Annotated in this window: 20 protein-coding genes; 8 read left to right on the top strand and 12 right to left on the bottom strand. The window is 60.9% G+C overall.

Annotated elements, in window-relative coordinates:
• Positions 1–90: 90 nt before the first annotated feature.
• From HEQ17_RS14480 to alr, 6 genes are all read right to left on the bottom strand, one after another.
• Entirely contained in the window at positions 91–1,125 is a 1,035-nt protein-coding gene (locus tag HEQ17_RS14480) for a DctP family TRAP transporter solute-binding subunit (RefSeq protein ID WP_296293391.1), read from the bottom strand.
• A gap of 28 nt (positions 1,126–1,153) precedes the next feature.
• Positions 1,154–2,452, bottom strand: coding sequence for a TRAP transporter large permease (locus tag HEQ17_RS14475; protein ID WP_296293390.1), 1,299 nt, complete (start codon positions 2,450–2,452; stop codon positions 1,154–1,156).
• Positions 2,449–2,967, bottom strand: a complete 519-nt coding sequence (locus HEQ17_RS14470; RefSeq protein WP_296293389.1) for a TRAP transporter small permease — start codon at positions 2,965–2,967, stop codon at positions 2,449–2,451. The genes HEQ17_RS14475 and HEQ17_RS14470 overlap by 4 nt, the downstream gene beginning before the upstream one ends.
• A gap of 152 nt (positions 2,968–3,119) precedes the next feature.
• Positions 3,120–4,094 carry a transketolase C-terminal domain-containing protein gene (locus HEQ17_RS14465; RefSeq protein WP_296293388.1) on the bottom strand — a complete coding sequence of 325 codons (975 nt, stop codon included), beginning with the start codon at positions 4,092–4,094 and terminating at the stop codon, positions 3,120–3,122.
• Complete coding sequence (locus tag HEQ17_RS14460; protein WP_296293764.1) at positions 4,085–5,095, bottom strand: thiamine pyrophosphate-dependent dehydrogenase E1 component subunit alpha; 1,011 nt, start codon at positions 5,093–5,095, stop codon at positions 4,085–4,087. The genes HEQ17_RS14465 and HEQ17_RS14460 overlap by 10 nt, the downstream gene beginning before the upstream one ends.
• 133 nt (positions 5,096–5,228) lie before the next feature.
• On the bottom strand, positions 5,229–6,323 hold the full coding sequence (gene alr / locus HEQ17_RS14455) for an alanine racemase (protein WP_296293387.1): 1,095 nt from the start codon (positions 6,321–6,323) through the stop codon (positions 5,229–5,231).
• 215 nt (positions 6,324–6,538) lie between these two features.
• Between alr and HEQ17_RS14450 the strand changes: the two genes are divergently transcribed.
• The 3 genes from HEQ17_RS14450 (at position 6,539) to HEQ17_RS14440 (ending at position 8,638) form a co-directional block, all read left to right on the top strand.
• Positions 6,539–7,174, top strand: coding sequence for a DedA family protein (locus HEQ17_RS14450; protein WP_296293386.1), 636 nt, complete (start codon positions 6,539–6,541; stop codon positions 7,172–7,174).
• 11 nt (positions 7,175–7,185) lie between these two features.
• Complete coding sequence (locus HEQ17_RS14445; protein WP_296293385.1) at positions 7,186–8,082, top strand: DMT family transporter; 897 nt, start codon at positions 7,186–7,188, stop codon at positions 8,080–8,082.
• A gap of 70 nt (positions 8,083–8,152) precedes the next feature.
• Positions 8,153–8,638 carry a glutathione peroxidase gene (locus tag HEQ17_RS14440; protein WP_296293384.1) on the top strand — a complete coding sequence of 162 codons (486 nt, stop codon included), beginning with the start codon at positions 8,153–8,155 and terminating at the stop codon, positions 8,636–8,638.
• A 286-nt stretch (positions 8,639–8,924) separates the two neighbouring features.
• Here HEQ17_RS14440 and HEQ17_RS14435 read toward each other — a convergent pair whose 3' ends face one another.
• Positions 8,925–9,311, bottom strand: a complete 387-nt coding sequence (locus HEQ17_RS14435; protein WP_296293383.1) for a hypothetical protein — start codon at positions 9,309–9,311, stop codon at positions 8,925–8,927.
• 200 nt (positions 9,312–9,511) lie between these two features.
• Between HEQ17_RS14435 and HEQ17_RS14430 the strand changes: the two genes are divergently transcribed.
• Positions 9,512–10,681, top strand: a complete 1,170-nt coding sequence (locus HEQ17_RS14430) for an ATP-binding protein (protein WP_296293382.1) — start codon at positions 9,512–9,514, stop codon at positions 10,679–10,681.
• Between the two features lie 85 nt (positions 10,682–10,766).
• On the opposite strand, the gene HEQ17_RS14425 is transcribed toward HEQ17_RS14430, so the two are convergent.
• A complete protein-coding gene (locus HEQ17_RS14425) occupies positions 10,767–11,393 on the bottom strand; it encodes a LysE family translocator (RefSeq protein WP_296293381.1) in 627 nt (208 codons plus the stop codon).
• 175 nt (positions 11,394–11,568) lie between these two features.
• Here HEQ17_RS14425 and HEQ17_RS14420 point away from each other — a divergent pair, with 175 nt between their 5' ends.
• The 4 genes from HEQ17_RS14420 to HEQ17_RS14405 are packed head-to-tail and all read left to right on the top strand — an operon-like array spanning position 11,569 to position 14,550.
• On the top strand, positions 11,569–12,132 hold the full coding sequence (locus tag HEQ17_RS14420; protein WP_296293380.1) for an isochorismatase family protein: 564 nt from the start codon (positions 11,569–11,571) through the stop codon (positions 12,130–12,132).
• 20 nt (positions 12,133–12,152) lie between these two features.
• Complete coding sequence (locus HEQ17_RS14415; protein WP_296293379.1) at positions 12,153–12,401, top strand: DUF1272 domain-containing protein; 249 nt, start codon at positions 12,153–12,155, stop codon at positions 12,399–12,401.
• Positions 12,402–12,409: 8 nt separating this feature from the next.
• Positions 12,410–13,348 (top strand): helix-turn-helix domain-containing protein, encoded by a 939-nt coding sequence (locus tag HEQ17_RS14410; RefSeq protein WP_296293378.1) that lies wholly within the window; start codon positions 12,410–12,412, stop codon positions 13,346–13,348.
• A gap of 50 nt (positions 13,349–13,398) precedes the next feature.
• A complete protein-coding gene (locus tag HEQ17_RS14405) occupies positions 13,399–14,550 on the top strand; it encodes an ATP-binding protein (protein ID WP_296293377.1) in 1,152 nt (383 codons plus the stop codon).
• 99 nt (positions 14,551–14,649) lie between these two features.
• Here HEQ17_RS14405 and HEQ17_RS14400 read toward each other — a convergent pair whose 3' ends face one another.
• Genes HEQ17_RS14400 through glcE form a run of 4 tightly spaced genes read right to left on the bottom strand, consistent with a single transcriptional unit; the run spans position 14,650 to position 17,916 of the window.
• The gene (locus HEQ17_RS14400; RefSeq protein WP_296293376.1) at positions 14,650–15,117 is read right to left on the bottom strand and encodes an NUDIX domain-containing protein; all 468 of its coding nucleotides are present in this window, start codon (positions 15,115–15,117) and stop codon (positions 14,650–14,652) included.
• On the bottom strand, positions 15,114–15,458 hold the full coding sequence (locus tag HEQ17_RS14395; protein WP_296293375.1) for an XRE family transcriptional regulator: 345 nt from the start codon (positions 15,456–15,458) through the stop codon (positions 15,114–15,116). The genes HEQ17_RS14400 and HEQ17_RS14395 overlap by 4 nt, the downstream gene beginning before the upstream one ends.
• Positions 15,459–15,517: 59 nt before the next feature.
• Positions 15,518–16,759 carry a glycolate oxidase subunit GlcF gene (gene glcF, locus HEQ17_RS14390; RefSeq protein WP_296293374.1) on the bottom strand — a complete coding sequence of 414 codons (1,242 nt, stop codon included), beginning with the start codon at positions 16,757–16,759 and terminating at the stop codon, positions 15,518–15,520.
• Between the two features lie 11 nt (positions 16,760–16,770).
• Positions 16,771–17,916 (bottom strand): glycolate oxidase subunit GlcE, encoded by a 1,146-nt coding sequence (gene glcE / locus HEQ17_RS14385; RefSeq protein WP_296293373.1) that lies wholly within the window; start codon positions 17,914–17,916, stop codon positions 16,771–16,773.
• Between the last annotated feature and the right edge of the window lie 31 nt (positions 17,917–17,947).

Below are 17,947 nucleotides of genomic sequence, written 5' to 3'. Positions count from 1 at the left end.
GATCACGGGGAGGGGCCAACGCACTCTGAGGATGCCGGCCACCTGAAGGTGCGCATGTGGCCAGCAGCGCTTGGCTGGCCACGTCAGACATCACTTCTTGCGTGCAGCAACAGCGGCTTCGGCTTCTTTCACCAGGGCAGGGCCCACGGTGTTTTTCCACTTCTCGTACACCGGGCGGGTGATTTTGACGAAGGCATCGCGCTCGTCGGCGGTGAGCGATGTCACCGTCACGCCCATGGCGGCGATGTCCTTGAGGACTGGCTTGTCGGCTTCAACCAAGCCTTTACGGGCAATGGCGATTTCGGCTTTGCCTGCGTCCACAGCGGCCTGGCGCACGATGGCCTGGTCAGCGGGTGTCCACGACGCCCAGATGTCCTTGTTGACCACAAAGATCAGCGGGTCTGCCACATAGCCCCAAGTGGTCACGAATTTCTGACCCACGGTGTGCATTTTCAGCACGGTGAACAAGAACAGCGGATTTTCCTGACCGTCCACGGCGCCGCTGGACAGCGCAGGCTGCGCATCGGCCCAGCTCATTTGCGTGGGGTTGGCCCCCATGGCCGAGAACATGTCCGAGTAAATGGGCGAGCCCACCACACGGATTTTCATGCCTTTCAAATCGGCTGGCGACTTGATGGGGCGCTTGGAGTTGGTGAGTTCACGGAAGCCGTTTTCACCCCAAGCCAAAGGCACCACGCCCGACTTGTCCAGGGTCTGGAAAATCTTCTGGCCCACGCTGCCTTGCGTCAACGCGTCAATGGCCGCGTAGTCGGGCATCAAAAATGGCAGCGAAAACAGGTTCAGTTCTTTGACCTGAGGCGACCAGTTGATGGTCGAGCCCACGGCCATGTCGATCACGCCCTGGCGCAATGCACTGAATTCGCGGGTCTGGTCACCCTGGATCAGCGACACGCCGGGGTAGAGCTTGATGTTGATGCGACCCTGGGTGCGCTCCCTGACCGTGTCGGCCCACATCTTGCCAGCCTGGCCCCAAGGTGTGGGAGGTCCCAACACCAGCGACATGCGGTACTCGGCTTTGTATTCAGCAGCCACCACCGGAGCGGTGAAGGCACCCAAGCCAGCGGCCACAGCCAGCAGGCTGAGCAAATGACGACGAAGTTTCATGGTTCTCTCCTTGTTGAAAAAATGAACATCAATAACCCAAATAACGCGGCAGCCACAGGGCCAGCTCGGGCCAAGCGATCACCGCCAGCATGACCAGGAACATCGAAAACAGCATCCAGCCGACCCAGCGCACGGTTTCTTCCATGCGCACCCCGGCGATGCGACAAGACACCATCAGGTTCACGGCCAGCGGCGGCGTGAACTGACCCAGCGCCACTTTGAGCGTGAGGATCACACCAAACCAGACCGGGTCCCATTTGTAGTACTGCACGATAGGCCACAGGAGTGGCACAAAGATCAAGAAGATCGACACACCGTCAAGGAACATGCCCACAGTGATGAGCATCAAGATGAGCAGCGCCAGCACGCCGTATTCGCCCAAGCCCGAGTTGACGATGGCGTTCGTCACCGGGTCGATCACCCCCAGCGTGGACAGCGAAAAGGCAAAAATACCTGCCAGCGACACCACCAGCAAGATCACCGCCGACAACTCGCCCGATTCGCGCAAGATGACAAACAGGTCGCGCACCTTGATCGTGCGGTAAATCACCATGCCCACAAACAGGCCATAAAACACCGCCACCACCGCCGCCTCGGTCGGCGTGAACCAACCGGCCCGCATGCCGCCCAAAATCAAGACCGGCGCTGCCAAGCCCCAAACGGCTTGCACAAAGCTTGTCCACAATTCGGGGCGTGGCAAGCTCGCCTCCAGCGCACCCATCTTGTGCTTGCGGGCCATCCACACGGTGGGCACGATCAAGGCCAAGCCCGCCAGAATGCCCGGGATCATGCCCGCCGCAAACAGCGCGGGCACCGAGGCGCCGGGCACCAGCACCGAATACACGATGAAGGCCACCGAAGGCGGAATCAAAATGTCCGTGGCCGCTGCTGCACCCACCACACTGGCCGAAAATGGTGCCGGATAGCCCGCGCGCGACATGGCCGCGATCATCACCGCACCCACCGCTGCCGCATTGGCCGGGCCCGAACCCGAAATACCACCCAGGAACATGGCCACCACAATCGCCACCAAAGGCAGCATGCCCGGGCCACGGCCCACGATGGCCACAGCAAAATTGACCAGCCGAAGCGCCACACCCGAGCGGTCAAAGATGGAGCCCACCAGCACAAACATGGGAATGGCCAGCAGCGGGTACTTGCCCAGACCGGCGTAAAAGTTTTGCGGCACAGCCAGCAGGCCAAACCACTGCGCGTCCGAGTTGGCCAAGGCAATGCAAGCAGCACCGGCCAAACCCAAAGCCGCGCCAATGGGCACGCCCATGAGCATCATGACCACAAAGGCCACAAACAGGAGGGTCGGGATCATGGCTGACGCCCCCGGCGTATGAACAAGCCCAAAGCACGCCCGGCAATGGCCACCGACAAAACCGGCAACCAGATGGTGTACCACCACTGCGGCACGCCAATGCCCGGTGAGGTCTCGCCAAAGCGGAAATCGTCCCAGACCACGCGCACGCTGAGCACCGCGATCAGCGCAAACAGCACAAACACCATCAGCGCACCAAAGCGGGCCAACGCCCGCTGGCGTTTTTCTGAACCGCTGTCGGCAAAGTATTCAATGCGGATTTGCCGGTTGCGGGCCACCGAGGCCGAGCCCGCCACCAGCGCCAGCACGATCATCAAAAACACCGAAAACTCTTCCGTCCAGGCAAAGGACTGGTCGGTGAAATAGCGCACCAGCACATTGGCAAAGGTGATGAGCGAGAGCAGAGCCATCACGATCACCGTGAGCCAGTCTTCGATTTTCAGAGGAACGGCGGTTTCTTCATCGGATTCAGCAGCGGCCACTTCGGCGGGGGCCTGCTCGTGCAAATGGGTCATAGGTCTCAAGCCAAATTTCAAATTCACTTTACCATGGCGTTATTGGCCACATGCCGCCCGATCAGGCCCCAAAGCGCCCCGGGGACACAGGGATTACCCCATGAAAAAGCCCGCAAAGTGCAGGTGCAAGCAGATCGCATGGGGCAACATCCTCACTGAGTGACGGGCTTCAGGCAGTTCTGCGCTGCCGCTACGATCTGCTCAGCCGACACGCGGGCCACCGCTTCCAGAACAGGGGCGTAACCCACCGGGATGCGCGGCGCGCCCAAGCGCTTGACGCGCACGCCCAAGGTTTCGGCCACGGTGGCGGCGATTTCAGCGCCAAAGCCTGCGGCCTGAATCGCTTCGTGCACCACCAGCAGATGGCCTGTTTTGGCCGCAGACTTGAGCACCGTGTCCCGATCCCAAGGCCACAGGGTGCGCAAATCAATCAGCTCGACCTGAATACCCAAAGCCGCCAATTGATCGCAAGCCACTTGGCACACCTGCATCTGGCGACTCCAGCTGACCATCGTCAAACGATCACCCGCACGCAAGACAGCGGCCTGGCCCAGTGGCACTTGCACGCTTTCGTCCACTGGCCCTTCCAAGCCCCACAGGGTCTTGTGCTCCATGTAGACCACAGGGTCACCGCACTGCATGGCCGCGCGCAGCAAAGAATAGTTGTCTTGCACCGAGCCCGGACACACGACCACCAAGCCGGGGATGTGGGCAAACCAGGCTTCAAGCGACTGCGAATGCTGCGCCGCCGAAGCGTCCCAGATGCCAATGGGCATGCGGGCCACCAAAGGCACACGGCCCTGGCCGCCAAACATGTATCGGTTCTTGGCGGCCTGGTTGATGATTTCGTCCATGCCGCAAAGGGTAAAGTCGACCACGCGCATCTCCACCACCGGGCGCATGCCCGCCAGCGCCATGCCCACGCCGCCGCCCATGATGGCCGCTTCGCTGATGGGGGTGTCGATGATGCGGTGCGTGCCAAAGGTCTGTTGCAAGCCTTTGTACTGGCCAAAGATACCGCCCCGCCCCACGTCTTCACCCATCACCACCACGCGCTCGTCGGCTTCCATTTCGCGCTGCACGGCCAGCACGGCGGCCTGGCTGTAGCTCATCGTGTTCAAAACCATTGCCCTGCTCCTGTGGTCTGGATGTCGGTGTAAGCGGCAGACACGCTGGGCCAGGGCGCTTGGTCCGCTGACTGCATGGCGGACTGCACTTCGGCCTGGGCTTGCTGGTCCATCTGGTCGCACGCGGCATCGCTGCTTCCCAGCGCCAGCAGCGCGCGGCGGGCGTTCTGGATGGGGTCGTTTTTCAGGGCTGCTTCGACTTCCCGGGGGTCCCGGTACGCGGCCAGGTCCACCGACACATGGCCTTTGACACGGTAGGTGAGCGCATGCAACAGGCGCGGCCCGTGGCCCGAGCGAACGGTCTGCACCAGCTCGGCGGCTTTTTCGTGAACAGCCCACACATCGTTGCCGTCGACCAGGTGGGCTGCAATGCCCAGACTTTCGCTGCGCGCCGAAGCGCCGGGGCCGGCAATCATCGGGCCGCTGGCGGTGGTGGCGCTCCAGCGGTTGTCTTCACACACAAACAGCACCGGCAACTGGTGCACCTGCGCCCAGTTGAGGGCCTCCAGAAAAGGCCCCCGGTTGGTGGCACCGTCGCCAAAAAAGCAAACGGTGATGTCGCTGCGACCCTGCAATTTCTGGGCGTGTGCTGCGCCCACGGCAATGGGCAGACCCGCCGCCACCACGCCATTGGCCCCCAACATGCCGACCGAAAAATCGGCGATGTGCATGGAGCCACCCTTGCCCCCGTTAAAACCTGTGGCTTTGCCGTACAGCTCGCACATCATGCGGCCGAGATCCGCCCCCTTGGCCAGGGTGTGGCCGTGGCCACGGTGGGTGGAGGTCAGGTAGTCGCGCGGAGTGAGGTGGGCGCACACGCCAGCGGCCACGCCTTCTTGCCCGGTGGACAGGTGCAAAGGGCCGCGCACTTTGGCGCTGCCGTCTGCGGTTTTGTTGTAAGCGCTGACGCCGCCCTGGCTCAGGATTTCTGCGGCATTTTCAAAAGCCCGGATGCGGGCCATGCACAGATACAAAGCGGCCAATGCGTCTTTTTTGGGAATCTGAAGCAATCGGTGTCTCCTGTGATGAGATCGCCCCGGAAAACAACTTCTCAAGGCCATGATTACTCTAATGGCATTTGGCCTGACGGCCTGCACGCAGGCGACAGGGCCCCTGGAACTTAGGGATGGGGCCTCAGACCACCAGCACCGGCACACGCGCAGCCAGTGCACACATGAGCTCATAGCCCACAGTGCCTGCCGCTTGCGCCACATCGTCAATGTCCAGCAACGCACCCCCTTCGGCTTGTCCCCAGAGCGTGACCTGGCTGCCCACGCCCGCATCGGGAAATGGACTCAGGTCCACCGTCAGCATGTCCATGCTCACGCGGCCCACGGTGCGGCCCCGTGCACCGTCCACCAGCACGGGCGTGCCTGTGGGGCAAATGCGCGGGTAACCGTCGGCATAGCCACAGGCCACCACGCCGATGCGCATGGGGCCATCGGCCACAAAACTGGAGCCATAACCCACGCTGTCGCCAGCCTGCAACTGCTGCACCGCGATGATGCGGGCATGCAAGCTCATGGCGGGTTGCAGACCCCAATCGGCAACGCTGTGTTCTGGAAAGTCGGGCGAGCTGCCGTAAACAGCAATGCCGGGCCGAATCCAGTCCGCTCTCACTGCGGCATCTTGCGCATGGCGCAAGGTGGCGGCGCTGTTGCTTACACTGCGCTCACCAGGCAAGTCCCGGGAGGCTTCTTCAAATCGGGCCATCTGCTCGGCAATGCCTTTGGGGCCGTCGGCGTCGCTGAAATGAGTCATGAGCGAGATTTCGTCCACCTGCGGCAAGGCATTGAGCCGCGTCCAGGCCGAGCGGTATCGCTGCGGTGCAAAGCCCAACCGGTTCATGCCCGAATTCATCTTGAGGAACACGCGGTGCGGCTCGTGCGTCTTGTGCAACGCCAGCATGTCGATTTGCTCGTCGCAATGCACCGTGTGCCACAAGTGCAGGCGCGAGCACAACTCCAGGTCGCGCGCCTCAAAAGCGCCTTCGAGCAACAAAATGGGGCCACGCCAGCCCAAAGCCCTGACACGCTCGGCTTCACTCAAGTCCAGCAAGGCAAAGCCGTCGGCTCCGCGCAGACCTTCAAACACCCGCTCAATGCCGTGCCCATAGGCATTGGCCTTGACCACCGCCCACACCTGGGCATCGGGCGCGGCTTGGCGTGCCAAGGCCAGGTTGTGGCGCAAGGCCGCGGTGTGGATGGTGGCTTGAATCGGGCGGGGCATGGTCAGGCGTGAAATCGCAAGAATACCCGAAAGTGCGCCAGCAAAAACGGGGCGTCGAATGCGGCGTCAACTCGAACGAATGCCTGTTCAGCTGCTCTGAAACACCCGCCTGACCCGTCTCAAGAAAGGACTTGTAAATGCTTTACACTGGCGCGCAGCCTGCTGAGCCCTTGCATTTCGCTAGGGGGGTTTTAAGCAATCAAACTTTGAAATCCATGGAAGTTTTTGAGTTTTTGATGCCCATCTTCACCGAGTACGGCTACCTTGCCGTATTCGTGATGCTGCTCATTTGCGGTTTTGGTGTGCCCATCCCGGAAGATGTGACCCTGGTCACGGGCGGGGTGATTGCAGGCCTGGGGCATGCCGATGTGCACACCATGTTTGCCGTGGGCATGGCGGGTGTGATGGTTGGTGATGGGTTGATGTTCACCCTGGGCCGTCTGTATGGCGAGCGTATTTGCAAGCTGCCCGGTTTTCGCAAAATCCTGACACCCGAGCGCTTTGCCAGAGCGCAAGAGGCTTTTGAGAAATACGGCAAATGGGTCATGTTCGTGGCCCGCTTTTTGCCCGGTTTGCGCACGCCGGTCTTCTTCTCAGCGGGCATGAGCCGACGCGTCAGCTTTTCCACCTGGTTTTTCATGGACGGCTTTGCTGCACTGATCAGCGTGCCCATTTGGGTCTACCTGGGTTACTTTGGCGCGCAAAACTGGGACTGGATGTTCAACGTGCTGCGCCAGTTCCAGCACGGCATTTTTGCCCTGCTGGGCATTGGCATCGTCTGGTTGGGCTGGCGCTGGTGGCGAAAGCGCCAGGCCACCCTGGCAGCCAAAGCCTCTGGCGACGTCTCTTAAGCTGCCCACGCATGGGCGACACATCCCCCAAAAGCCTGGCGGTCGCCGGGCTCCTGTTCAACGCCTTTGTCTGGGGCGTGTGCTGGTGGCCCTTCAAACAACTTGAAGCCCAGGGCCTGCACCCGCTGTGGGCCACGGCACTGGTTTACGCCTTTGTCTTTGTGTCCATCGCCTTGTGGCTGTGGCGCCGCGGCCAGTTGCAAAGCTGGCGCGGCCACCCCGGGCTGTGGCTCCTGCTGCTGGCCTCGGGCCTAACCAATGTCGGCTTCAACTGGGCCGTCACGGTGGGCGACGTGGTGCGCGTGGTACTGCTGTTTTATTTGATGCCCGCCTGGTCGGTGCTGGTGGCTTGGTGGCTGCTGGGTGAAAAGCCCACCCCCATGGCCTTGCTGCGCTTGGTGCTGGCGCTGGCCGGTTTGTTCATCGTTCTCAAAACCCCCGAGACGCCCTGGCCCGTGCCCGAAAGCCTGGCCGATGGGCTGGCGCTGATGGGGGGCCTGACGTTTGCCATCACCAACGCCTTGCTGCTCAAGCTCAAGGACAGCCCCAGCTCATCGCGCACCCTGGCCATGTTTGGCGGCGGCGCGGTCATGGCCACGCTGGCGGCCTTTGTCGGTTTGGCCACGGGCGTCGTGGCCATCGGCGCGGCCCCCACTTGGAGCTGGCTGCCTCTGGTGGCCTTGCTGTGCATCTCGTTCCTGTTGGGCAACCTGGCGCTGCAATACGGCGCGGCCCGACTGGCCGCCCACACCACCGCGCTGGTCATGCTGTCCGAAGTGCTGTTTGCCAGCGTGTCGTCGGTCTTGCTGGGCGCCTCCAACTGGGACAGCCGCACCCTGATCGGCGGGGCCCTGATCTTGCTGGCGGCTTTGCTGTCCATCGTGGGGCCTGGCCACAAGGCCCACTGAACCGCCCTGCCCAGCCAGGGTCCGTCACTGGCATGATGTCCATCTGTCCACACCCAACGGAACCAACCCCATGAGCTTGTACGACCTCGAAGCCCAAAGCATCGACCACCAACCCGTGCCCCTGTCGCGCTACAAGGGCCAAGTGATGCTGATCGTCACCACCGCCAGCGCATGCGGCTTCACGCCGCAGTTCACCGGGCTGGAAAAGCTGCACAAAACCTACGCCGACCAAGGCCTGGCCGTGCTGGGCTTTCCGTGTAACCAATTCGCCAGCCAAGACCCGGGTGATGACGCGCAAATTGCCAACTTCTGCCAAAAGAACTACGGCGTGAGCTTTCAGATGATGCGGAAGGTCAAGGTCAATGGCGCTGACGCCCACCCCCTGTACCAATGGCTCACCGCCGAAGCCCCCGGCATTTTAGGCAGCAAGGCCATCAAGTGGAACTTCACCAAGTTTCTGGTGGGGCGCGATGGGCGTGTGATCAAGCGCTATGCACCGCAAGACTCACCCGAGAAGATGGCCAAGGACATTGAGGCGGCGTTGGCGGCCAGTTGATGGTGTTTTGGTGGCGTTTTGATATCTGATCGATGGTGGTTTGATATCAGGCGACGGGATCAGTACCCAGCGCCTGGGACTGCAAGACTATTGATCCGGCCCATTGAAGTCGTTAACCCTGTTCATGGAACAGCTTATTTTGCAGGAGCCCACCCCTGTGGGCTCCTGCAAAGACAAAGATACCCGCATGGCCAACAACAACATGGGCCATTCAAACTTCATCGGGCCTGATCAATAGTCCGATGCCGTTGCATGATGGGCCACAAGCCCGTTCAGGCTTCTTGGCTCAAGTCCACCAAGTGAGCACCGCCAACCACAGCAACACAGCCGCCCCACCCCACACCAGCAACCGCGTGCGCAGGCGCAGCACTTCCACGGTGCTGACCAAGCGTGCGTTTTGCTCGGCCAACTCGGCCAGGGTTTCGGTCAATTCGCGCTGGGTCTGGGCTTGGCGGTCGATCTGGCCTTGTGCGGCAATCAAGGCGTTCTTGAGCTCGCCCAAACTGGGCACGGCACTCACCGGGGTTTGTGTGGCGGGGGTGCCTGCTGAGCCCGGGGGCTGAGGGGGCTGACGGTCCATCAGTTTGCGCGCAGCTTTGAGGACCGAAGGCGCGTGTTCGATCACATCGCCCCAGGGAATCACTTTGAGCGCCATCAACCAAGGTATCGCCATCGTCTTATCCTTTGTGTGCGCTGTGCCAGCGCGGTCTGCCGTCCAGCGTTGAATCCTACCCGGGTGGTCGTTTTGGCGTGCTCGGGCGCGGGCCTTGCCGGATGGGGAAAAGGATTTATGGTGCTGGCAATTCAGGTCGGCGACCCAGGATTAACCCATTAAACATTGAAATACTAACGCCACACGTTAAAATTTCAAAGATGATTGACCGACAAACCCTCACCACACTGTCTGAGCGCCTGCACGAAGCCCCAGCGGTGGTGCTGCTCGGACCGCGTCAGGTGGGCAAAACCACCTTGGCGCTCACGCTGGCCGACACCTGGCCAGCTGGCTCAACTTACCTCGATCTGGAACGTCCGGCAGACCGTTTGCGGCTGCAAGACGCCGACGCATTTTTGCGCGCCCAAGGCGGCAAATTGGTCATCCTCGATGAAATCCACCGCATGCCGGGCCTGTTTGAAGTCCTGCGCGGCATCATCGACGAGCGCCGCCGTGCAGGCCAGCGCTTTGGCCATTTCTTGCTGCTGGGATCGGCCTCGCTGGACTTGATGCAGCAAAGCAGTGAAACGCTGGCTGGGCGCGTGGCCTATCTGGAGATTGGCCCTGTTCACGGACTCGAATGGTCCGCCGCCGATCTGGACACGTTGTGGCTGCGCGGCGGTTTTCCGGACAGCTTGCTGGCCGCCAGCGATGCGGCCAGCCTTCGCTGGCGCGAAGACTTTGTGCGCAGCTACTTGCAACGCGACGTGCCCATGTTTGCGCCGCGCCTGCCAGCCGAAACCGTGGGCCGTCTGTGGACCATGTTGGCGCACCAGCAAGGAGCCTTGTTACAACAAAGTCGTTTGGCCCGTGGCTTGGGCGTGAGCAGCCCGGCAGTGGAACGCTACATCGACTTGCTGGTGGACTTACAGCTGGTACGCCGCCTGCGGCCCTGGAGCGGCAATGTGGGCAAACGCCTGGTCAAAGCGCCCAAGGTGTATGTACGCGACAGCGGGCTGGTGCACGCTTTGCTAGGCCTGGGTAGCTTGCATGACTTGGCAGGTCACCCTGTGTGCGGCCCCAGTTATGAGGGCTTTTGCATCGATAACCTGATGGCCGCCACCCACCCGCAATGCACGGCTTACAGCTACCGCACCCATACGGGGGCCGAGATCGACCTCTTGATTGAGCGTGCAGGCCAGCCGTGGATGGCCATCGAAATCAAACGATCCACCGCGCCCACCCTGAGCAAGGGCTTCGACATCGCCTGCGCAGACCTGAATATCGACCAGCGCTATGTGGTTTATCCCGGCACCGAACGCTTTCCGATGCGTTATGGCGCGCAAGCGATTGGGCTGGTTGAATTGATGCAGGTATTGCGCACAAGCTGAGGGAATTTGCTCGGCGTTAACGCAACCGATCGAACGGCTCTTGGTCTCTGAGCTCAACCGCCCAATTAGCCAATTGGCAATTTTTTCATTTTTGTTTGAGTACTGCTACTGACAAGCCTGAAGCCACAAACGTCAATCCAGCCCCCACATTGAGCCCAGCGACAACCCGCGGTTTCTGGCGCAGCCAAGACGACAGACGTGACGAGAAAATGCCCATCAAAGCAAAGCCTACCGCTGTCAGAAATGCGAACCAGCAACCATAAACCAGCATCTGAATCGTGACCGAACCACGATCAAGACTGACAAACTGAGGAATGAAGGCCAGCACAAAAAGACCCGGTTTGGGGTTGAGCGCCGCTGACAAAAAACCAGTCGCAAAGATCGTGGACAAAGGCTGTTTGGCTGTCGACGCAAAACTGATCAGATTGCGCGACCGCAAGACCTTGGCCCCCAACCAGATCAAATAGACGGCCCCGGTCAGCTTGACCACCCAAAACGCCAGAGCCGATGTCTGCATAAGCAAGGTCAGTCCAAAAGTCGCCGCAGCAACGTGAAACAAAATTCCGGCACCCGAAGAGACACCCGAAACAATCGCTGCACTTTTACCTTGACTGAGGCCACGCCCAATCGCCAGCAAGTTGTCCGGGCCAGGGGACAACATAAGCAACAAACATGCTGCGGTATAGGCAGCCCAAATTTCAAGTGGGAACATGGTGAATCTCCTGAACGTGTGAATGCTTAAAAATGACATAAAAGCATACCAATTAATTAACTCAATCCACCTCTCAGCTGTCCTTTTTCGTCCCCTTCTGGTCTCGCCCAGCCCTGTGCATCGTTGTGTCTGATTCGCACAATGGACACATGTTCAACGCCCACACCAGCGCACCATGACCAGCCAACACACACACCAAAAATCCGCTCTGCTCATCATCGATGTGCAGCAGTCATTCTTGCGCATGCCGTATTGGTCGTCTGGACAACTCGCGCCATTTCAACAAGCGCTGTTGAAACTGGAAGCAGGTTGTCGCGCAGCGGATGTACCGGTGGTGCACATTTTTCACATCGACGACGATGCGCCTTTTCGTGCCGAGTCGGGCCTGATCCGTGCCATGGACTGGCTGCCGGGCGAGCCCGCCGCACGCTTTGACAAGCATGTGCACAACGCCTTCACCGACACCGGGCTCGACAACTGGCTGCGCCGTCAAGGCGTGCAGCGGCTCATCATCAGCGGCATCCGCACCGAGCAATGTTGCGAGACCACGGCCCGTGTGGCCTCGGACCTGGGCTACGCGGTGGACTTTGTGTCCGAAGCGACGCTGACTTTCCCGATGACGCACAAAGGCACCGGCCAGACTTTCAGCACCCAAGACATCACCACGCGCACCGAGTTGGTCTTGGCTGACCGCTTTGCGCGCATCGTGAACGTGGATACTTGTCTGTCCAGCCTTTGAATCGCCCACCAGGAAACCCCATGCTCCAACTGCGCCCCAACTGCGAATGCTGCAACCGCGACCTGCCGCCTGAGGCGCTGGAAGCGCGGATTTGCTCTTTTGAATGCACCTTTTGCGTCGAGTGTGCAGACACGCGCTTGCAGGGCATCTGCCCCAATTGCGGTGGCGAACTGGTGCGCCGCCCGGTGCGCCCTGCGGCCAAGCTGCTCAACAACCCTGCATCGACCGAACGGGTGTTCAAACCGCAGGGCTGCCTTCCACTGGCTTGATCTCGGAAATGACCACCCCGCTGACCATATACTTGGTCCTCACACCCGGCGTGCTGTTACTCGACTATGCAGGTCCTGCCGAAGCGCTGCGCATGGCTCGCGACATGGGCGCACCGCTTGTCATGCACACCTGCGGACCGTGCTCTGGCGTGAAAACATCGCTGGGCACGCAACTGGCCGACATTGAGCCTCTGCCCCAGCGTCTGCCACCGAACTCCCTGGTGCTGATCACCGGCAACAGCCACGAGCAAGAAGACTACGCCACTCCAGCAGCACAGCAAGTGGTGCAATGGCTGCAATCCGCGGTGCTGCCCGACACACGACTGGCCAGCATTTGCTCGGGTGCTTTGCTGCTGGCCATGGCGGGCCAACTCGACGGCCTGCGCTGCACCACACACCACACGCTCCTTGATGATTTGCAAGCCTTGGCCCCCACCGCACAAGTGCAAGCCGACCGGATTTTTGTGGATGACGGCCGTGTGCTGACCAGCGCAGGCATCACCACCGGCATCGATCTGGCGCTTTACATCGTTGAACAAGTGGCCAATGCCGCACTGGCAGCGCAAGTGGCGCGGCGCTTGGTGATGTACACACGGCGCGGCCCCAACGACCCACAGCTTTCTCCTTGGCTGGCGCACCGCAACCACATGCACCCGGCGGTGCACCGCGCACAAGACGCCCTCACGACAAGTCTTGTCCAAGACCCGGCCCGCCGATGGTCACTGCCCGAGCTGGCTGATGTGGCCTTCGTGAGCCCCCGGCATTTGTCACGCCTTTTCATGCAGTACACCGGCATCAGCGTGCTGGACTACCAGCAGCAACTGCGCATGGCGCGTGCGCAAGAGTTGATGGCGCACAACCCGGCACTGACCCAGGAGCAACTGGCCGAGGTCTGCGGCTTTGGCTCTGCGCGGGATTTCAGGCGAGTTTGGGCCAGATGCTTGTAGAAAGTCGATTTATCCTTGTATTTTGAATATCGTATATTTAAAATACAAGGATGTTTAAACGCATCGCCCAAAACACACTGGCCTCACACCTCACTTGGAGCCCGGCTGTTGCCATTTTGGGGCCGCGCCAGATTGGCAAAACCACCTTGGCCCGTGCTCTGCTGGAAACCCATCCAAATGCCCTATATCTGGACCTGGAATCCCCACAAGATCAGGCACGCCTGGGCGAGGGCCCGCTGTTTCTGCAAGCCCACGCAAACCGGCTCGTGATCCTGGACGAAGTTCAAAATGCACCGCAGTTGTTTTCGGTGTTGCGCGGTGAAATCGACCGCATCCGTCGCCCCGGGCGTTTCGTCTTGCTGGGCTCGGCTTCGTTTGAATTGCTGCGCCAATCCCAATCCTTGGCCGGAAGGCTGAGTCTGATTGACATGTTCCCGCTCCTCGTCAACGAAGTCGGCTCCGACCTCAGCACCGTGCAGGACTTGTGGGTGCGCGGCGGCTTTCCGCCCAGCTTCACCGCCGTTGACTCGCACGCCTCTTGGGCCTGGCGTGATGCGTTCATCCGCCACCTGCTGCACACCGATTTGCCCGCTCTGGGCTTGCGCGTAGATGCCGAAAGTCTGCGCCGTTTTTGGCGCATGCTGGCACATGTTCATGGCCAACTGTTCAATGCATCGGCCATCGCCAACTCTCTGGACGTGAGCGCCCCCACAGTCAGTCGCTGGCTAGATCACATGGTGGGTGCCTTGCTGGTCAGAAAACTCGAGCCCTACCACGCCAACCTAGGCAAGCGTTTGGTCAAGGCTCCCAAGGTTTATGTTCGCGACAGCGGTCTGCTGCACAGCCTGCTGGGTTTGAGCAATCCGGACGACCTGCAAGGCCACCCCATGACAGGTGCGTCCTGGGAAGGCTTCGTCATCGACCAGATTGCCGCCCACTTGCCCACTGGGGCCAGCTTGTCGTTTTACAGAACAGCGGTGGGTGCCGAACTGGATGTGGTGGTGGAAACCGGGCAGCGAAAAATCGGTTTCGAAATCAAGTTCAGCGTCGCGCCCAAAGTCACCAAAGGCTTCTGGCAATCCCTGCAAGACGTGCAACCCGACAAAACCTACATCGTCGCCCCCGTGCAGCAGCGCTGGCCTTTCGCCGATGGGGTTGAGGTGATTTCCGTGGGCGATATCGCTGGGGTTCTGGCGGGGTGATGGGCTAACAAACGAAACGCACGCAGTCGGTGCACTTCAATGGACTGGTTAGGCTTGCGAAATTGTGCGTTCGCAATCACAGGGTGGCCTCACTCACCCTCAAAGGTGCTGCACAAAGTGGTGTGGCAATGTCATTGTGGCCAGGCCGTCTCGTGCCACTTGGGGTCGCATGTCCACATGGTGCAACTGCTGGGTTTCAAACCACTTGAACTCAAGCTGCCTGTTGGTCTCTACGCCTTTGAACGTCATGCGCTTGTCGTTGTAACTTGAGTCAGCGGGTAGCCCGGCGTAAAAATACAAACCAATTTCATGGTGACTTGCTTGGTCATGACGGAAGAAGTTTTCTCCGACACAAGCGAGGTGGCCACACTCAATGCTTGTACCAAGCTCCTCTTCAAACTCCCGACAAAGCGCTGCTTGTGCTGACTCACCCACATTCACCCGACCACCGGGCAATGTCCAAAAAGCATCACCTGATACCCGATGCAACAAAAGCTGACCTGAATCCATCACGATCGCCGCAACACGGTATTGGAAACGATGGGGTCCCTCTTGAAATGGAATCACAGCACTTGCTTCGGTTTACGCGACAAGCGTTTACTGCGCTGGCGTACGGCCTCAATGTCTTGCTCCAAAGCATTCAAATCTTGTGCAGGTGCCGCCACCTCAGGCAAGGCGGCATGTCGGCCCATGAGCCAAAGGGCCGTGGCGTAGACGCCCATGCCGACTGACGGGTCGCCTTTTTCCATGCGAATGAGCGTAGGCACCGAAACCGACAGGCGGCTGGCCCAGGCACGCTGGCTTTCATTGCGGCGCTGGCGGGCCAGGGCCAAGTTTTCGCCCAGGTCTTTCAGTGCGCGGGCAACCGCAGCAGGCAGAATTTCTGTGGCTTGAGCAGGCTTCGACATAAGACAAAGTTTACCATGAAATCCAATCATGTCAATTTTGTTTTACCTCAATGGGATCTTCACCCGGCCAGCAGCGCCTCGTCCAACAACTCCACCCAATGCCGCACAGGCAAGCCGCTGCCGCTTTGCAGGTGGGTGATGCAGCCAATGTTGGCGCTGATCACGCCTTGCGGCTCCAGCGCGTTCAGGTGGCCCAGCTTGCGGTCGCGCAGTTGTTTGGACAGATCCGGGTTGAGCACGCTGTAGGTGCCGGCTGAGCCGCAGCACAGGTGCGATTCATTGGCCGTGACCTTGATCTGGAAGCCCAAATCGCCCAAGTGCTTTTCGACGCCACCCTTGAGTTGCTGGCCGTGTTGCAGCGTGCAAGGCGGGTGGTAGGCCTGCAGGCCTGCGGCTTGCAGAGCTTCAGGTTTGAGCTTGTCTTTGAGCAGCGGCACCAGCTCGGGCAGCAATTCGCTCAGGTCGCGTGTCAGGGCACCGATGCGGGCGGCTTTGTCGGCGTAGTGCGGGTCGTCTTTGAGCACATGGCCGTAGTCCTTGACCATGACGCCGCAGCCCGAGGCGTTCATGACGATGGCTTCGACGTCGCCGCTCTCCACCAGCGGCCACCAGGCGTCGATGTTGGCGCGCATGTGGTCTTTGCCGCCGTCGTGGTCGTTCAGGTGGAACTTGACCGCGCCGCAGCAACCGGCCTTGGGGGCGGTCACCGCCTGAATACCTGCAGCATCCAGCACGCGGGCGGTGGCGGTGTTGATGTTGGGGCTCATGCTCGGCTGCACGCAACCGGCCAGCATCAGCACCTTGCGCGCATGCGTGCGGGTGGGCCAGGCACCGGCGTTTTGCGGCGCAGGCACTTTGGCTTTCAGGCTGTCAGGCAGCAGGCCTCGCACCATTTGGCCCATCTTCATGGCGGGGGCAAACAGGGGCGACGGCAAGCCCTCTTTGAGCGCCCAGCGCACCAGTTTTTCTCCAGCGGGGCGTTCGACTTTGGCGTCCACCAGCTTGCGGCCGATGTCCACCAAGTGGCCGTATTGCACGCCGCTGGGGCATGTGCTTTCGCAGTTGCGGCAGGTCAGGCACCGATCCAAGTGCATCTGGGTTTTGCGGGTGGGCGTTTCACCTTCGAGCACCGCCTTCATCAAATAGATGCGGCCACGCGGGCCATCCAGCTCGTCGCCCAGCAGTTGGTAGGTGGGGCAAGTGGCGGTGCAAAAGCCGCAGTGCACGCACTTGCGCAAAATGGCTTCGGCCGCCAAGCCGTCGGGGGTGTTTTGGTATTCGGGGGCGAGATTGGTTTGCATGACGATTCGCCTCAGAGGGGGTGCATTCGACCGGTGGCGAACACGCCTTTCGGGTCGAACTGTTTTTGCAGTTGCTGCTGAACGCGTTGCTGCACGGTATCCAGCGGGGAGTTCACGCCAACAGCTTTGTCCACTTCGGCATGGGCGGCACTGGCGCGGAACAAGGTGGCATGACCACCGACAGATTGAGCCAGTTCGCGCAAGGCCACAGCCGCCGTGGCAGGCGCCCACAGCCAGCGCTGCGCGCCTTGCCATTCAATGTAGGTGGCGTAGGGCAAATCCAAAACCGGCGCGGTTTGCGGCACCGACAGACGCCACAGGCAAGCGTCGGGGTTAGGTGCATCAAAGAAGGCCAGCGACTGCTCGGCGCTGGCGCGCCAGTCTTGCGCGGCTTCGGCATTGTCCATGGCTTGCACTTGCTCGCCCAAAGCCATGGCATCGGCCGCCATCTTGCCGGTGGCCGACTGCACCGCCGCCACCGCACCGCGCAGGCGCACAAACAAATAGTCGGCCACCGGTTGGGCGGTGGTGTCGCGCACCCAAGCACTGGCATTCAGGGGCAGGGGCTGGCCGCCCCAGCGGTGGAGCAAATCCAACGCCGGACCTTGGGCCAAACCCGCGATCATCAGCGTGGCCTCGGCCGGTGCCACGGGCAAGACTTTCAGACTGACCTCGGTGATCAGGCCCAGGGTGCCCCAGCTGCCCGCCATGAGGCGGCTCACGTCGTAGCCGGCCACGTTTTTCATGACCTGACCGCCAAAGGTCAGGTGCTCACCCAAACCGTTGATGAAGCGCGCACCCAAAACAAAGTCGCGCACAGCGCCAGCGGTAGCGCGGGCCGGGCCGCTCAGGCCTGCGGCCACCATGCCGCCCACCGTAGCGCCGGGGCCAAAGTGCGGCGGCTCAAACGCCAGGCACTGCCCCTTCTCGGCCAAAGCGGCTTCCAGCTCGGCCAGCGGCGTGCCGCATCGGGCCGTGACCACCAATTCGCTGGGCTCGTAACTCACGATGCCCTGGTAGGCCCGGGTGTCCAGCACCTCGTCCGTGAGGCTCTGGCCCCAAAAATCTTTGCTGCCACCACCGCGCAAGCGCAAAGTGCGGCCATCCGCAGCGGCCTGACGCACGGCGTCGATGAGGGTATTGAGTTCAGCTTCCATGGGCCAAGATGGTAACCCCCAGCCTTATGGG

This window comes from Limnohabitans sp., assembly GCF_023910625.1.
Lineage (GTDB): Bacteria > Pseudomonadota > Gammaproteobacteria > Burkholderiales > Burkholderiaceae_C > Limnohabitans_A.
This window is presented reverse-complemented; position numbering and strand designations above follow the sequence as displayed.

Bases quoted from the DNA above. Each gene is read 5' to 3' on its own strand.
- HEQ17_RS14470 (WP_296293389.1), bottom strand. From the start codon at position 2,967: ATGACCCATTTGCACGAGCAGGCCCCCGCCGAAGTGGCCGCTGCTGAA.
- HEQ17_RS14440 (WP_296293384.1), top strand. From the start codon at position 8,153: ATGAGCTTGTACGACCTCGAAGCCCAAAGCATCGACCACCAACCCGTG.
- HEQ17_RS14450 (WP_296293386.1), top strand. From the start codon at position 6,539: ATGGAAGTTTTTGAGTTTTTGATGCCCATCTTCACCGAGTACGGCTAC.
- HEQ17_RS14445 (WP_296293385.1), top strand. From the start codon at position 7,186: ATGGGCGACACATCCCCCAAAAGCCTGGCGGTCGCCGGGCTCCTGTTC.
- HEQ17_RS14420 (WP_296293380.1), top strand. From the start codon at position 11,569: ATGACCAGCCAACACACACACCAAAAATCCGCTCTGCTCATCATCGAT.
- HEQ17_RS14415 (WP_296293379.1), top strand. From the start codon at position 12,153: ATGCTCCAACTGCGCCCCAACTGCGAATGCTGCAACCGCGACCTGCCG.
- HEQ17_RS14410 (WP_296293378.1), top strand. From the start codon at position 12,410: ATGACCACCCCGCTGACCATATACTTGGTCCTCACACCCGGCGTGCTG.
- HEQ17_RS14480 (WP_296293391.1), bottom strand. From the start codon at position 1,125: ATGAAACTTCGTCGTCATTTGCTCAGCCTGCTGGCTGTGGCCGCTGGC.
- HEQ17_RS14475 (WP_296293390.1), bottom strand. From the start codon at position 2,452: ATGATCCCGACCCTCCTGTTTGTGGCCTTTGTGGTCATGATGCTCATG.
- HEQ17_RS14405 (WP_296293377.1), top strand. From the start codon at position 13,399: ATGTTTAAACGCATCGCCCAAAACACACTGGCCTCACACCTCACTTGG.
- HEQ17_RS14395 (WP_296293375.1), bottom strand. From the start codon at position 15,458: ATGTCGAAGCCTGCTCAAGCCACAGAAATTCTGCCTGCTGCGGTTGCC.
- alr (WP_296293387.1), bottom strand. From the start codon at position 6,323: ATGCCCCGCCCGATTCAAGCCACCATCCACACCGCGGCCTTGCGCCAC.
- HEQ17_RS14430 (WP_296293382.1), top strand. From the start codon at position 9,512: ATGATTGACCGACAAACCCTCACCACACTGTCTGAGCGCCTGCACGAA.
- glcE (WP_296293373.1), bottom strand. From the start codon at position 17,916: ATGGAAGCTGAACTCAATACCCTCATCGACGCCGTGCGTCAGGCCGCT.
- HEQ17_RS14425 (WP_296293381.1), bottom strand. From the start codon at position 11,393: ATGTTCCCACTTGAAATTTGGGCTGCCTATACCGCAGCATGTTTGTTG.
- HEQ17_RS14435 (WP_296293383.1), bottom strand. From the start codon at position 9,311: ATGGCGATACCTTGGTTGATGGCGCTCAAAGTGATTCCCTGGGGCGAT.
- glcF (WP_296293374.1), bottom strand. From the start codon at position 16,759: ATGCAAACCAATCTCGCCCCCGAATACCAAAACACCCCCGACGGCTTG.
- HEQ17_RS14465 (WP_296293388.1), bottom strand. From the start codon at position 4,094: ATGGTTTTGAACACGATGAGCTACAGCCAGGCCGCCGTGCTGGCCGTG.